Below are 14,648 nucleotides of genomic sequence, written 5' to 3'. Positions count from 1 at the left end.
GTGTCAGCCGGGGAGGCCCAGCACTCCCCGGCGCCCCCGACGCTCAGCGCGGCTCCGACTCCCAGGGCGACCGCCAGGCCGCCAACCCTTCCGACCGTCCCCGATGGCCGCATCCCAACTCCTCCCAGACGCCGCCCTCGCGGCTCAGCCGAAAATTTCGCGCAGCGAGAGCAGACTAAGGGCCGTTAGGGTCTCCATCCACCGTTACAGGACGATTCCGGCGTTGCACCCCCCTTGTGATTGACTACCGGGGCACCGCGGCCGCTGGAGTCCGCACGTGGTGCGGCAATCACACAACAAGGATGGGTTCTCGCATGACGTTTGCGAAGGTGCGCGGCACCTGGTGTCGACGTATGACAGCGGCGGCCGGTGCTGCCGTGGTGCTGCCGGGGCTGGTCGGCATCACCGGCGGTGAGCCGGCCGCCGAGGCGTTCTCCCGGCCGGGTCTGCCGGTGGAGTACCTGGACGTGCCGTCGGCCGGGATGGGCCGGGCGATCCGGGTCCAGTTCCAGAGCGGTGGCGCCAATTCGCCGGCGGTCTACATGCTCGACGGCCTGCGCGCCCAGGAAGACTTCAGCGGCTGGGACATCAACACCCCGGTTTTCGAGTGGTACCTGGACTCGGGGCTGTCGATCGTGATGCCGGTCGGCGGCCAGTCCAGCTTTTACAGCGACTGGTACAAGCCGGCCTGCGGCAAGGCCGGCTGCACAACCTATAAGTGGGAGACCTTCCTGACCCGCGAACTGCCCACCTGGCTGGCCGCCAACCGTCAGGTCAAGCCAACCGGCAGCGCCGCCGTCGGGCTGTCGATGGCCGGTTCGGCCGCCCTGACCCTGGCCGTCTGGCACCCCCAGCAGTTCACCTACGCCGCGGCGCTGTCGGGCTTCCTGAATCTCTCCGAGGGCTGGTGGCCGACGCTGGTCGGACTGGCCATGGGTGACGCCGGCGGTTTCAAGCCCAGCGACATGTGGGGTCCGGGCGGCAATGACACCTGGAAGCGCAACGACCCGACCGTCAACGTCGGCAAGTTGGTGGCCAACAACACCCGGATCTGGATCTACTGCGGCGACGGCAAGCAGTCCGACCTCGACGCCGGCGCGAGCGCGGGCAACCTGTTCAACGCCAAGTTCCTGGAGGGCTTCACGCTGCGGACCAACAAGACCTTCCGCGATAAGTACCTGGCGGCGGGCGGCCGTAACGGCGTCTTCAACTTCCCGGCAAACGGCACCCACAGCTGGGGATACTGGGGTCAGCAGTTGCAGCAGATGAAGCCCGATATTCAGCGGGTGCTCGGGGCGACCCCGCAACCGTCCCCGGCCCCGCCGGGGGCTGCTCCGGCGGCCGAGGCGCCGGTTGCCGATCCTGCCCCGGCCCCGGCTCCGGCCAACTGAGCGGGGCGGCTTCACCGCCGATGGCGGCGGACCTGACCTGGTTCGTCGCCGTCGGCGTATCGGGGCCAATCTCGAAGCCGCTGGATGAGTGGTGTGATTCACTACGTGCAACGACACGACGTGAGGTGGGTATGAGCAGTCTGGTGAAACTGTTCCGGGTATTCGTCGGCGCGATCTTAGGGATCGGGCTGTGGGGTGCGGCGGCCCCGACGACGGCGCCGACCGCCTCCGCTGCGGGCGTGGAGTACCTGCAGGTGCCGTCGGCGGCGATGGGCCGCAATATCCCGGTGGCCTTCCTGGGCGGCGGCCCGCGGGCCATCGTCCTACTCGACGCGTTCAACGCCGCTCCCGAGGTCAGCAACTGGGTGACGGCCGGAAACGCGATGAACACCCTGGCGGGCAGTGGGTTCTCGGTGGTCGCCCCGGCCGGCGGCGCCTACAGCATGTACACCAACTGGGAGCGCGACGGCAGCAAGCAGTGGGAAACCTTCCTGGCTGACGAACTGCCCAACTGGCTGGCCGCCAACAAGGGCCTGGCCCCCAACCGGCATGCGATCGTCGGCGCGTCCCAGGGCGGCACCGCTGCGGTCACCATGGCGGCCTTCCACCCCGACCGCTACAGCTATGCCGGGTCGCTGTCGGGCTTCCTCAACCCGTCCGACACCGCCACCAACGGTGTCATCTCCACCGCCATCAACAACGGCGGCGGAAACGTTGAGGCCATGTGGGGCGCCCCGCAGTTGGGCCGGTGGAAATTCCGTGACCCGAACGTCCACGTCAAGCTGCTGATCGCCAACAACACCCGGTTGTGGGTGTACAGCCCCGCGGCGATCGCGTGCGGCGACCCCGGCGCGATGGGCGGCGGCGACTGCAGCGTCGCGCAGGGCAGCAACCGGATCTTCTACGCCCACTACCGCGCCCAGCGCGGCCGGAACGGCAACTTCGACCTGGCCGGCGGCGGCGGACACGACTGGGGCAGCTGGGCAGGCCAGCTCGGCGCCATGGCCGGCGACATCGCCGCCGCGCTGGGCTGAGGCGCCAGCTGATCCGTTAACGATCCGCAACCGTCGAAGCGGTGAGCACTACCGGGCAACCGGTACTGTGGGATGCGTGCATCGTCCGGACAGCGGGTCGTCCAGCAAACTCGGGGCCACCGGTCGCAGACCCTTCGGCCGCACGCCGAACCGGGTTCTGGCGGTCGGCTTCATCGCACCCGCGGTGTGGCTGGTCGCGGGCTGTTCATCGCCGGGCGGTGATCTGATCAGCACCGTCGCGCTGCCCTCGGAGCAGTCCGCCCGGGCCGACGGCGACGCCTTCGACGTCGTGGCCTCGCCGGACCCCGCCGGGATATCCGGCCAGCCCGATCTGACCGAATCCCAGCGTGGTTATCTCGACGCTTTGCGTGCCGCCGGCGTGCAACCGTCCAACGATCTGCGGGCATTGAGCATCGGGGCCTATGTGTGCCAGGCCCGCGCGGCCGGCCAGAGCGACCAGGCGGTGTGGGACTCGGTCGCGCCGATGGTGCGCAGCGACGTCGCCGATTCCCAGGGCAGGGAGGCGCCGGACGTCGCCTACCTCGAGGTCGACACGTCCATCAGCCGCTACATCGGCATCGCCACTCAAAAACTCTGCTGACCAAGACGCCGCTGATATGACACCTCACAAACCCTCCCCGAACAGACGCAGCCAGTCGCGCGCCAAGGGGAGCCGCCCCAAGTCGGCCGACCGCCGTCGTCGGCACCGCATCCTGGCGCTGATCGCCGCCGGTGCGGTCGCCCTGGTGGTCGGGTTGGTGGCGGCCATCATCGTCATCGTCGTCCGCCGGCCCGGCCCGCCGCCGACCGCGACGCCGCCGTCGGCGATTCCGCCCACCAGCGTGCCGGGGAAGAATCCGCGGCCGGCCTTCCAGGACGCCAGCTGCCCCGACGTCCAGTTGATCGCCATTCCGGGAACCTGGGAATCCTCGCCCACCGACGATCCGCTGAACCCGGGCCAGTTTCCGATTGCGCTGCTGCTCAACGTCACCCGGCCACTGCAGCAGCAGTTCAGTCCGCAGCGGGTACAGGTGTACACCGTCCCCTACACCGCGCAGTTCCGTAACCCGTTGTCGGCGGACAAGCAGATGTCCTACAACGACTCGCGCAACGAGGGCACGGCGGCGACGTTGCGTGCCATGACAGAGATGAACAACCGCTGCCCGCTCACCAGTTATGTGCTGGTCGGTTTCTCCCAGGGCGCCGTGATCGCCGGAGATCTCGCCAGTGACATCGGCAACGGCCGCGGCCCGGTCGACGAGGACCTGGTGCGCGGGGTCGCGCTGATCGCCGACGGACGCCGCCAGCCCGGGGTTGGTCAGGCTGTCGGCCAGGAGGCGCCCGGACAGGGGGCTGAGATCACCCTCAAGGAGGTCCCGACGCTGTCCACCCTCGGGTTGACGATGAGCGGGGAGCGGCCGGGTGGTTTCGGGGCGCTGAACAACCGCACCTTTCAGATTTGCGCGCCGGGAGACCTGATCTGCTCGGCGCCGCAGTCGGCGTTCAACATCGCGAACCTGCCGCGCACCCTCGAGGTGCTCACCAGCGGCGCCGGCCAGCCGATCCACGCGATGTACGCCACCCCGCAGTTCTGGAACGCCGACGGGCAGCCGGCCACTTTGTGGACGTTGAACTGGGCGCGCGGCGTCCTGGAGAACGCCCCCAGCCCGCCGCACGGATAAGCGGCGGGTGATTTGGCGCAGACCCGCCGAACCTCTAACATTAAGAAAAAAATAAGGGCAAGCGATGGCCGCTTCGGCGGGGAATTCGGCCATCGGGCCGGGTCTGACTGCGGCTGCCCGATCCCCGGTACCATCTGTGGGGCTTGAGCGGCGACTGGTGGAGCGCCGCGGAAACGCGTTCGACAGTGGCCGCACGAGGTGCGTTCGACAGGAGAAGTGGTATGCCGTTCCATAACCCGTTCATCAAGGACGGACGGATCACCTTCCCTGAGGGCGCCAGCCTGGTCAAGCACGTCGAACGGTGGGCGAAGGTCCGTGGCGACAAGCCGGCCTACCGGTTCCTGGATTTCTCCACCGAGCGCGACGGCGTCGCCCGCGAACTGCGCTGGAATGAGTTCGGCACCCGCAACCGCGCCCTCGGCGCGCGCCTGCAGCAGGTCACCGAGCCCGGCGACCGGGTGGCGATCCTGTGCCCGCAGAACCTCGACTACCTGGTGGCCTTCTTCGGCACGCTGTACTCCGGCCGGATCGCGGTGCCACTGTTCGACCCCTCCGAACCCGGCCACGTCGGCCGGCTGCACGCGGTGCTCGACGACTGTCAGCCCTCAGCGATCCTGACCACCACCGAGGCGGCCGAGGGCGTCCGCAAGTTCTTCCGCAGCCGCCCGGCCAAGGAGCGCCCACGCGTCATCGCCGTCGACGCGATCCCCGACGAGGTCGGCGCGACGTGGGAACACATCGACACCGTCAACGAGGACACCATCGCCTATCTGCAGTACACCTCCGGTTCCACCCGGATTCCCACCGGCGTGCAGATCACCCACCTGAACCTGGCCACCAACGTGGTGCAGGTGATCGAGGCCCTCGAAGGCGAAGAGGCCGATCGGGGCGTGTCGTGGCTGCCGTTCTTCCACGACATGGGTCTGGTCACCGCGCTGCTGCCGTCGCTGATCGGGCACTACTTCACCTTCATGACGCCGGCCGCGTTCGTCCGTCGCCCGATCCGGTGGATGCGCGAGATCGCCCGGCAGCCCGGCGACACCGGCGGCACCATCTCGGTGGCCCCCAACTTCGCCTTCGACCATGCGGCGGCCCGCGGTCTGCCCAAGGAGGGCGAGGAACCGCTGGACCTGTCCAACGTCAAGGCCATCCTCAACGGCAGCGAGCCGATCTCGGCGGCCACCGTGCAGCGGTTCAATGATGCTTTCGGCCCGTTCGGCTTCCCGCGCAAGGCCATCAAGCCGTCCTACGGGCTGGCCGAAGCCACCCTGTTCGTGTCCACGACGCCGTCATCGGACGAGCCGACGATCATCTCGGTCGACCGCGATGAACTCAACGCCAACCGGTTTGTGCCGGTGCCCGACGACTCACCCAAGGCAGTGGCGCAGGCCGGCGCCGGGAAGGTCGGTGTCGGTGAGTGGGCGGCCATCGTCGACCACGAGACCGCCAGCGAACTGCCCGACGGGCAGATCGGTGAGATCTGGATCAGCGGCAACAACATGGGCACCGGGTATTGGAACAAGCCGGAGAAGACCGTCGAGACGTTCCAGAACACGCTGAAGTCCCGGACCGATCCGTCGCATGCCCAAGGTGCCGCCGACGACGCCACCTGGGTGCGCACCGGCGACCTGGGCGCCTACCACGACGGCGAGCTCTACATCACCGGCCGCACCAAGGATCTGGTCATCATCGACGGCCGCAACCACTACCCGCAGGATCTGGAGTTCTCCGCTCAGGAGGCCAGCAAGGCGGTTCGCACCGGTTTCGCCGCAGCCTTCTCGGTCCCGGCCAATCAGCTGCCCGATGAGGTGTTCGCCGACGCGCATGCCGGTCTCAAGCGTGACCCGAAGGACACCTCCGAGCAGTTGGTGATCGTGGCAGAGCGTGCCGCCGGCTCGAACAAGATGGAGATCAGCCAAGTCGCCGACGCCATCCGGGCGGCGATCGCGGTACGCCACGGTGTGACGGTGCGCGACGTGCTGCTGACCCCGGCCGGTGCAATCCCGCGCACCTCGAGCGGAAAGATCGGTCGGAGTGCCTGCCGGTCGGCATACCTGGACGGCAGCCTGCGGTCCGGGAAGGTGGCCAATGCCTTCCCCGACGAGGCGTAACACGCAAAGGACCCATGTCTGAGTCGCCGGACGAGATCGTCATCGCTCCCGAGAAAAAGCTGAGCACACCCCGCACCGATATGACGGTGGGCGAGATGCGCGAGTGGCTGCGCAACTGGGTGGCCAATGCGACCGGGCAGTCCGCGGATTCGATCGACGAGTCCGTCCCGATGGTGGAGTTGGGCCTGTCCTCCCGCGACGCGGTGGCGATGGCCAGCGATATCGAGGACCTCACCGGGGTCACGCTGACGGCCACGGTCGCCTTCCGGCACCCCACCATCGAGGCGCTGGCGACGGTGATCGTCGAAGGCGAACCCGAACTCGAGGTCTCCGACGACGACGACGACTGGACCCGCACCCGGGATATCGACGAGGGAATCGCGAACATCGCCATAGTGGGCCTGGCCACCCGCTTCCCCGGCGACATGAACACCCCCGACGAGATGTGGCAGGCGCTGCTGGAGGGTCGCGACGCCATCACCGATCTGCCGGAGGGTCGCTGGTCGGAGTTCATGGACGAACCGCGACTGGCCGAACGCATCCGCAAAGCCCGCACCCGCGGCGGATACCTCAAGAACATCAAGGACTTCGACGCCGAATTCTTCGCGCTGTCCAAGATGGAAGCCGACAACATCGACCCCCAGCAGCGGATGGCGCTGGAGTTGACCTGGGAGGCGCTCGAGAACGCCCGGATCCCGGCCTCGGCGCTGCGCGGCACAAGCGTCGGGGTCTACATCGGCAGTTCCACCAACGACTACAGCTATCTGGCGATGATGGACCCACGCACCGCGCACCCCTACGCCATCACCGGCACCGCCAGTTCGATCATCGCCAACCGCGTTTCCTACTTCTACGACTTCCGCGGGCCGTCGGTGGCGGTCGACACCGCCTGCTCCTCGTCGCTGGTGGCTGTGCACTCCGGTGTGCAGGCGCTGCGCGCCGGTGAAGCCGACGTGGTCCTGGCCGGCGGGGTGAATGCCCTTGTCACGCCGGCCGTTACGATCGGCTTCGACGAGGTCGGCGGGGTGCTCGCGCCGGACGGCCGGATCAAGTCGTTCTCCGCCGACGCCGACGGCTACGCCCGTTCCGAGGGCGGCGGCATGCTGGTGCTCAAGCGCCTCGAGGACGCCCGCCGCGACGGCGACGAGATCCTGGCCGTGATCGCCGGTAGTGCGGTCAACCACGACGGCCGCTCCAACGGCATGCTGGCGCCCAACCCCGACGCGCAGGCAGACGTCCTGCGCCGGGCCTATCGTGACGCCGGAATCAACCCGCGCACCGTCGATTACATCGAGGCGCACGGCACCGGCACCATCCTCGGCGACCCGATCGAGGCCGACGCGCTGGGCCGGGTGGTGGGCCGGGGCCGTGCCGCCGACCAGCCCGCGCTGCTGGGCGCGGTGAAGTCCAACCTCGGACACCTGGAGTCGGCGGCCGGTGCGGCCAGTCTGGCCAAGGTGGCGCTGTCGTTGCGCAACAACGTCATTCCACCGTCGATCAACTATGCCGGGCCCAACCCCTACATCGACTTCGACGGGGTGCACCTCAAGATCGCCGACACCGTCACCGAGTGGCCGCGCTACAGCGGGCACGCTATCGCGGGGGTGTCCGGCTTCGGCTTCGGCGGTGCCAACGCGCACCTGGTGCTGCGCGAGGTGCTGCCGGAGGACCTGGTGGAACCGGAACCGGAGTCGGAGCCCGCAGCGCCGCAGGCGGAGTCGTCGTCGGGCGCCCTGTACGTAGGTGGCGTGCTGGTCGAGGACGACGATGAGGATGACGTTGTCGCCGCATACGATTTCGAAGCCGCGGAGTACGGCGCTTCATCGTCAGGGGAGGAACCCGAACTTCCCGGCCTGACCGAGGAGGCCCTGCGCCTGCTGGAGGTCGCCCGGGAGGAACTGGCAGCCGCTGTACCGGAGAAACCTGTTGTCCCGCTGGCTGTCTCAGGCTTTCTGACTTCCCGCAAGCGGGCCACCGCGGCCGAACTGGCGGAATGGGTCGACAGCCCGGAGGGCCGGGAGACCTCACTGGAGGCCATCGGGCGCTCGCTGTCCCGGCGCAACCACGGCCGCTCACGCGCCGTGGTGATGGCCCGCGACCACGACGAGGCCGTCAAGGGCCTGCGGGCGATCGCCGAGGGTAAACAGACCCCCCTGGTGTACAGCGCTGACGGGCCGGTGACCAACGGACCGGTCTGGGTGCTGGCCGGTTTCGGCGCTCAGCACCGCAAGATGGGCAAGAGCCTGTACCTGCGCAACGAGGTCTTCGCCGAGTGGATCAACAAGGTCGACGCACTGGTTCAAGACGAGCGCGGATACTCGATCGTCGAACTGATCCTCGACGACTCGATCGACTACACCGACGAGACCTGCCAATACCCGATCGAAGTGGTCCAGATGGTCATCTTCGCCATCCAGATCGCCCTGGGTGAACTGCTGCGCCACCACGGCGCCAAACCCGCCGCGGTGGTCGGGCAGTCCCTCGGCGAGGCGGCCGCCGCCTACTTCGCCGGCGGTCTGTCGCTGACCGATGCCACCCGAACCATCTGCGCGCGTGCGCATCTGATGGGCGAGGGGGAAGCGATGCTGTTCGGCGAGTACATCCGGCTGATGGCGCTGGTCGAATACTCCGCGGACGAGATCGCCGAGGTGTTCCCCGATTTCCCGGACCTGGAGGTGTGCGTCTACGCCGCGCCGACCCAGACCGTGATCGGCGGCCCGCCCGCCCAGGTCGACGCGATCATCGAACGCTGCGAGAAAGAGGGCAAGTTCGCCCGCAAATTCCAGACCAAGGGCGCCAGCCACACCCAGCAGATGGATCCGCTGCTGGGCGAGTTGGCCGCCGAACTGCAGGGCATCGAGGCCCGTCCGCTCAAGATCGGTTACTTCTCCACCGTGCACGAGGGCGGCTACATCCGACCCGGCGAGACGATCCACGACGTCGACTACTGGCGCAAGGGGCTGCGGCACAGCGTCTACTTCACCCACGGGATCCGCAACGCCGTCGACAACGGGCACACCACCTTCCTCGAATTGGCGCCGAACCCGGTGGCGCTCATGCAGGTTGGCTTGACCACCGCGTCGGCCGGGCTGCACGACGGCCAGCTGATCGCGACCCTGGCCCGCAAGCAGGACGACGTCGACTCGATGGTCGCGGCGATGGGCCAGTTGTACGTCTACGGCCACGACCTGGACTTCCGGACGCTGTTCACCCCGGCGTCCGGGCCGGACGACTACGCCGGCATCCCGCCGACCCGGTTCAAGCGCAAGGAGCACTGGCTCAACGCCCGGTTCTCCGCCGACGGATCGGCGCTGATCCCCGGCACCCACGTGGCGATGCCGGACGGCCGGCACGTCTGGGAGTACGGCGGGGACGATGTGACCGACCTGGCGGCGCTGGTGAAAGCCGCTGCGGTGCAGGTGCTTCCCGATGCCAGCCTCACCGCCTCCGAGCAGCGCGCGGTTCCCGGCGAGGGGGCGCGACTGGTGACCACCCTGACCCGCCACCCCGGTGGCGCCTCGGTACAGGTGCACGCCCGCATGGATGAGTCGTTCACCCTGGTCTATGACGCCATCGTCACCCGCTCCGGCGCCGCCTCCGCACTGCCCGCCGCAGTGGCCACCGGAGTGGCCGTCGTCGCGGAAACCGTGGCGGCGCAAGCCGAGCCGGAGCACGTTGAAGACGCCGACATCCTGCACGACAATCTCGCCGCCGGTGCCGGCGTCGCCGCGCAATTGGGTAAGTGGTCCCCGGACGGCCCCGAGACCGTGCACGACCGGCTCGGGTTGATCGTCGGCAGCGCGATGGGCTACGAGCCCGAGGACCTGCCGTGGGAGGTGCCGCTGATCGAGCTGGGCCTGGACTCGCTGATGGCGGTCCGGATCAAGAACCGCGTCGAGTACGACTTCGATCTACCGCCGATCCAGCTGACCGCGGTGCGCGACGCCAACCTCTACGCCGTCGAGCAGTTGATCACCTACGCGATCGAAAACCGCGAGCAGGTCGCCGAACTGGCTGAGCACCAGAAGGCCATGACCGCCGACGAGATCGCGGCCGAGCAGGCCAAGCTGGCCGCCGGCGAGATCCCGGAGGCGCTGGCCGAGAAACTCGCCGCCAAGCATCCGGAGGCCCACGCCCCGACCGCCGATATCCCGCCACCGCCCACCGACCCGTCCGGACCCGGGATCCCGCCACCGCCCACCGACCCGTCCGGACCCGGGATCCCGCCACCGCCGACCAACCCGGCCGGACCAGACGCTGAGCCATCTGCTGGGGCCACCCCCGCCGCGGCGGCCGCCAAAGTCCTTACCCAGCAGGCCGTCATCGACGCACTGGGCACCGACGTCCCCCCGCGCGAGGCCGCCGAACGCGTCACCTTCGCTACGTGGGCCATCGTCACCGGCAAGTCCCCCGGCGGTATCTTCAATCCGCTGCCCAAGATCGACGACGACACCGTTGCCAAGATCGCCGCACGCCTGACCGAGCGTTGCGAAGGCACCATCACCGTTGAGGATGTCCGTGCGGCCACGACCATCGAGGAGCTGGCCACCACCGTCCGGGACCACCTGGAGTCCGGGGAACTGGACGGTTTCGTCCGCACCCTGCGCGCCCGGCCGGAAGGCTCCACCAGAGTCCCGGTGTTCGTCTTCCACCCGGCCGGCGGCTCGACAGTGGTCTACGAACCGCTCCTCAAACGACTGCCCGCCGACACCCCGATGTACGGGCTGGAGCGGGTCGAGGGGTCCATCGAGGAGCGCGCCGCCGAATACGTGCCCAAGCTGATGGAGATGGCCGGTGACGGACCGTTCATCCTGGCCGGCTGGTCACTGGGCGGGGTGCTGGCCTACGCCAGCGCGATCGGGCTGAAGAAGGCCGGTGCCGACGTCGAGTTCGTCGGCCTGATCGACACCGTCCGCGCCGGGGAGGACATCCCCCAGACCAAGGAAGAGATCCGCGCCCGCTGGGACCGCTATGCGTTGTTCGCCCAGCGCACCTTCAACGTCGAGATCCCGGCGATCCCCTACGAGCAACTCGAGATTCTCGACGACGACGGGCAGGTGCGGTTCGTCCTCGATGCGGTCAAGGCCAGCGGGGTGAACATCCCCGGCGGGGTCATCGAGCACCAGCGCACGTCGTATCTGGATAACCGCGCCATCGACACCGTCGAGATCGAACCCTACGACGGGCACGTGACGCTCTACATGGCCGACCGCTACCACGACGACGCCATCATGTTCGAGCCGCGCTACGGCACCCGCAAGCCTGATGGCGGCTGGGGCGAGTTCGTCTCCGACCTGGAGGTGGTGCCGATCGGGGGCGAGCACATTCAGGCCATCGACGAGCCGTACATTGCCAAGGTGGGTGCCCACATGAGCGAAGCCATCAACCGCATTCAGGCCCGCCAGGATCAGGCACGGCAGGAGAAGTAGTGACCAACAAGTCCACCGCCGAGTTGCTGGCCGAACTGCGCGAAAAGCTGGAACTGGCCAAGGAACCCGGCGGTGAGGCCGCCGCCGCCAAACGCGACAAGCGCGGCATCCCCAGCGCCCGGGCCCGCATCCACGAATTGCTCGACCCGGGCAGCTTCCTGGAGATCGGCGCACTGGCCCGCACCCCCGGCGACCCGAACGCCCTCTACGGCGACGGAGTCGTCTGCGGTCACGGCACCATCAACGGCCGGCCGGTCGGGGTGTTCTCCCACGACCAGACGGTGTTCGGCGGTTCGGTGGGCGAGATGTTCGGCCGCAAGGTCGCCCGCCTGATGGAGTGGGTCGCCATGGTCGGCTGCCCCATCGTCGGCATCAACGACTCCGGTGGCGCCCGCATCCAGGACGCGGTCACCTCACTGGCCTGGTACGCCGAACTCGGCCGTCGCCATGAGTTGCTCTCCGGTGTGGTGCCGCAGATCTCGATCATCCTCGGCAAGTGCGCCGGCGGTGCGGTCTACTCGCCCATCCAGACCGACCTGGTGGTCGCGGTGCGCGACCAGGGCTACATGTTCGTCACCGGCCCGGACGTCATCAAGGACGTCACCGGCGAGGACGTCAGCCTCGATGAACTCGGCGGTGCGGACTACCAGGCCCGGTACGGCAACATCCACCAGGTCGTCGATTCTGAGAAGGCGGCCTTCCAGTACGTCCGTGACTTCCTGGATTTCCTGCCGCCCAACACCTTTGACGATGCGCCGGTTATCAACCCGGGGCTGGAGCCGGAGATCACCCCGCACGATCTGGAGTTGGACAGCCTGGTCCCGGACGCCGACAACACTGCTTACGACATGCACGAGATCCTGATCCGGATCTTCGACGACGGCGATTTCCTCGATGTGGCCGCCCAGGCCGGACAGGCCATCATCACCGGCTTCGCCCGCGTCGACGGCCGCCCCGTCGGGGTGGTGGCCAACCAGCCGATGCACATGTCCGGCGCGATCGACAACGAGGCCTCCGACAAGGCCGCCCGGTTCGTCCGGTTCTGCGATTCCTTCAACACGCCGCTGGTGTTCGTCGTCGACACCCCCGGCTTCCTGCCCGGGGTGGAGCAGGAGAAGAACGGGATCATCAAACGCGGCGGCCGCTTTCTATACGCCGTGGTGGAGGCCGACGTGCCGAAGGTGACGCTGACGATCCGCAAGTCCTATGGCGGTGCCTACGCGGTGATGGGCTCCAAGCAGCTCACCGCCGATCTCAACTTCGCCTGGCCCACCGCCCGCATCGCCGTGATCGGCGCGGAGGGCGCGGCGCAGTTGTTGGTCAAGCGTTTTCCCGATCCGACCGCGCCGGAGGTCCAGAAAATCCGCGCGGATTTCATCGAGGGCTACAACCTCAACATGGCGATCCCCTACATCGCCGCTGAACGGGGCTTCATCGACGCGGTCATCGAGCCGCATCAGACCCGTCTGCTGCTGCGCAGGTCCATGAGGTTGTTGCGGGACAAGCAGATTCAGCGCGTGCAGCGTAAGCACGGCCTGATCCCCATCTGATGCGGCTCTTCATTTTCCCGCACGCCGGCGGCTCGGCGGACTTCTACGTGCCCTTCTCCCGGGCTTTCTCACCCAGGGTCAGGTGTGTCGCGGTCCAGTACCCGGGCAAGCGGACCGGCAAGGACCTGTCCAAGTACACCGGGATCGGCGAACTGGCCGACAAGCTCGCGGAGATGGTCAAGCCGGGGGACATCCCGGGCGGTGAGGTCGCCTTCTTCGGCCACAGCATGGGAGCGCTGCTGGCGTTCGAACTCGCGCTGCGTTTCGAGGCCGCGGGCAATCCGATCTCGCGGCTCTTCGTCTCCGCCTCCGCGGCGCCGGGACTGCTGCGTCGCATCTCCAAGCTCGAGGGTTCCGATCAGCAGCTGCTCAGCACAGTCGCCGAGATCACCGGCGTCAACCCGGAATTTCTCAAGGACGAAAAGTTCGCTGCGACGCTACTGCCGACGCTGCGCGGCCTGAAGGCGGTCGCTGCCTACGAACCCCCGCCGGAGGCGGTGGTCTCCTGCCCGCTGCACGCCCTCATGCCGGACAACGACGAACTGGCCACTGATGAACTGGTCAGCCCGTGGCGGCAGCGCACCACCGCGCACTTCGACCTCACGGTGTTCGACGGCGGTCACTTCTACATCAACGAAAATTTGCTGTCGCTCTCTGAGTTCGTGGAACAGCGAATGCTGGGATTTGCTGGTTAGCAGGTAGGCGCTGGTCGCTGGTACAGTGGTGAAAAGCCCCGCATCGGCGGGGGGCGCGAAGAGGCGCCGCCGTTCACGGCTTGGATGCCATGTCCCTTGTGAAACTCGGCCGACATGGCCGCGTGGGCATGACGCGCCCGAACAAGCCCGGATGACACATCGACGACGCAGCGAGGCTACCCCGTGTTCAACACCGATATGACTCTTCCCGCCCTGCTCCGCCACCGGGCGACCACCCAGGGCGACGCTCTGGCCTTCGCCTTCATGGACGGCCCACTGCTCGGGACTGGCCCGCGCGAGAGCCTGACGTGGAACCAGTTGCATCGCCGGGTGCTCTCGCTGGCCGAGGAACTGCGGCGGAGCGCAACCAAGGGCGACCGGGTGGCGATCCTCGCGCCCCAGGGCCTGGACTACATCGTCGCTTTCTACGCGTCGCTGCAGGCCGGGATGATCGCGGTGCCGTTGTCGGTCCCGATGTTCGGCGTGCACGACCAGCGGACCGATTCCGCGCTGGATGACAGCGCTCCGTCGGTGCTGCTCACCACCTCTGCGGCGGTGGCTGATGTCAACAGGTACGCCAGCCCGCGTGGCGGCCGCCCTGCGCCCGTTGTCATCGAGGTTGATCTCATCGACATCGACGCCACCCGCGCGCTCGACGAGACCGACGATTCCCGGCACGGGCCCGCCTATCTGCAGTACACCTCCGGTTCCACCCGGACGCCCGCCGGCGTGATCGTCTCGCACCGCAATGTCATC

9 protein-coding genes are annotated in these 14,648 nt (G+C 68.0%); all 9 read left to right on the top strand.

The window, feature by feature from the left end:
- The first annotated feature begins 314 nt into the window (after nt 1–314).
- The gene (locus tag ADBZ5N_RS11795) at nt 315–1,391 is read left to right on the top strand and encodes an alpha/beta hydrolase (RefSeq protein ID WP_526257667.1); all 1,077 of its coding nucleotides are present in this window, start codon (nt 315–317) and stop codon (nt 1,389–1,391) included.
- Nucleotides 1,392–1,522: 131 nt separating this feature from the next.
- Nucleotides 1,523–2,425, top strand: a complete 903-nt coding sequence (locus tag ADBZ5N_RS11790) for an alpha/beta hydrolase (RefSeq protein ID WP_526257666.1) — start codon at nt 1,523–1,525, stop codon at nt 2,423–2,425.
- Between the two features lie 76 nt (nt 2,426–2,501).
- Nucleotides 2,502–3,026 carry a DUF732 domain-containing protein gene (locus tag ADBZ5N_RS11785; RefSeq protein ID WP_526257665.1) on the top strand — a complete coding sequence of 175 codons (525 nt, stop codon included), beginning with the start codon at nt 2,502–2,504 and terminating at the stop codon, nt 3,024–3,026.
- A 16-nt stretch (nt 3,027–3,042) separates the two neighbouring features.
- A complete protein-coding gene (gene culp6, locus ADBZ5N_RS11780; RefSeq protein ID WP_526257664.1) occupies nt 3,043–4,107 on the top strand; it encodes a carboxylesterase Culp6 in 1,065 nt (354 codons plus the stop codon).
- A gap of 221 nt (nt 4,108–4,328) precedes the next feature.
- Nucleotides 4,329–6,218 carry a long-chain-fatty-acid--AMP ligase FadD32 gene (gene fadD32, locus ADBZ5N_RS11775; protein WP_526257663.1) on the top strand — a complete coding sequence of 630 codons (1,890 nt, stop codon included), beginning with the start codon at nt 4,329–4,331 and terminating at the stop codon, nt 6,216–6,218.
- 80 nt (nt 6,219–6,298) lie between these two features.
- Complete coding sequence (gene pks13 / locus ADBZ5N_RS11770; protein ID WP_526257668.1) at nt 6,299–11,647, top strand: polyketide synthase Pks13; 5,349 nt, start codon at nt 6,299–6,301, stop codon at nt 11,645–11,647.
- A complete protein-coding gene (locus ADBZ5N_RS11765) occupies nt 11,647–13,197 on the top strand; it encodes an acyl-CoA carboxylase subunit beta (protein ID WP_526257662.1) in 1,551 nt (516 codons plus the stop codon). Before pks13 ends, ADBZ5N_RS11765 begins: the two co-directional genes overlap by 1 nt.
- Nucleotides 13,197–13,892, top strand: a complete 696-nt coding sequence (locus ADBZ5N_RS11760) for a thioesterase II family protein (protein WP_526257661.1) — start codon at nt 13,197–13,199, stop codon at nt 13,890–13,892. The genes ADBZ5N_RS11765 and ADBZ5N_RS11760 overlap by 1 nt, the downstream gene beginning before the upstream one ends.
- Nucleotides 13,893–14,075: 183 nt before the next feature.
- Nucleotides 14,076–14,648 (top strand): AMP-binding protein (locus ADBZ5N_RS11755; protein ID WP_526257660.1); only part of this gene is annotated, 573 nt, incomplete at its 3' end.

The sequence above is a fragment of the Mycobacterium sp. genome (assembly GCF_044370595.1).
Taxonomy (GTDB): domain Bacteria; phylum Actinomycetota; class Actinomycetes; order Mycobacteriales; family Mycobacteriaceae; genus Mycobacterium.
The sequence above is the reverse complement of the archived record's forward strand: the minus strand, read 5'-3'. Positions and strand labels throughout refer to the sequence as shown.

Coding starts and splice junctions, on each gene's coding strand:
- ADBZ5N_RS11795 (WP_526257667.1), top strand. CDS start 315: ATGACGTTTGCGAAGGTGCGCGGCACCTGGTGTCGACGTATGACAGCG.
- ADBZ5N_RS11790 (WP_526257666.1), top strand. CDS start 1,523: ATGAGCAGTCTGGTGAAACTGTTCCGGGTATTCGTCGGCGCGATCTTA.
- culp6 (WP_526257664.1), top strand. CDS start 3,043: ATGACACCTCACAAACCCTCCCCGAACAGACGCAGCCAGTCGCGCGCC.
- fadD32 (WP_526257663.1), top strand. CDS start 4,329: ATGCCGTTCCATAACCCGTTCATCAAGGACGGACGGATCACCTTCCCT.
- pks13 (WP_526257668.1), top strand. CDS start 6,299: ATGACGGTGGGCGAGATGCGCGAGTGGCTGCGCAACTGGGTGGCCAAT.
- ADBZ5N_RS11760 (WP_526257661.1), top strand. CDS start 13,197: ATGCGGCTCTTCATTTTCCCGCACGCCGGCGGCTCGGCGGACTTCTAC.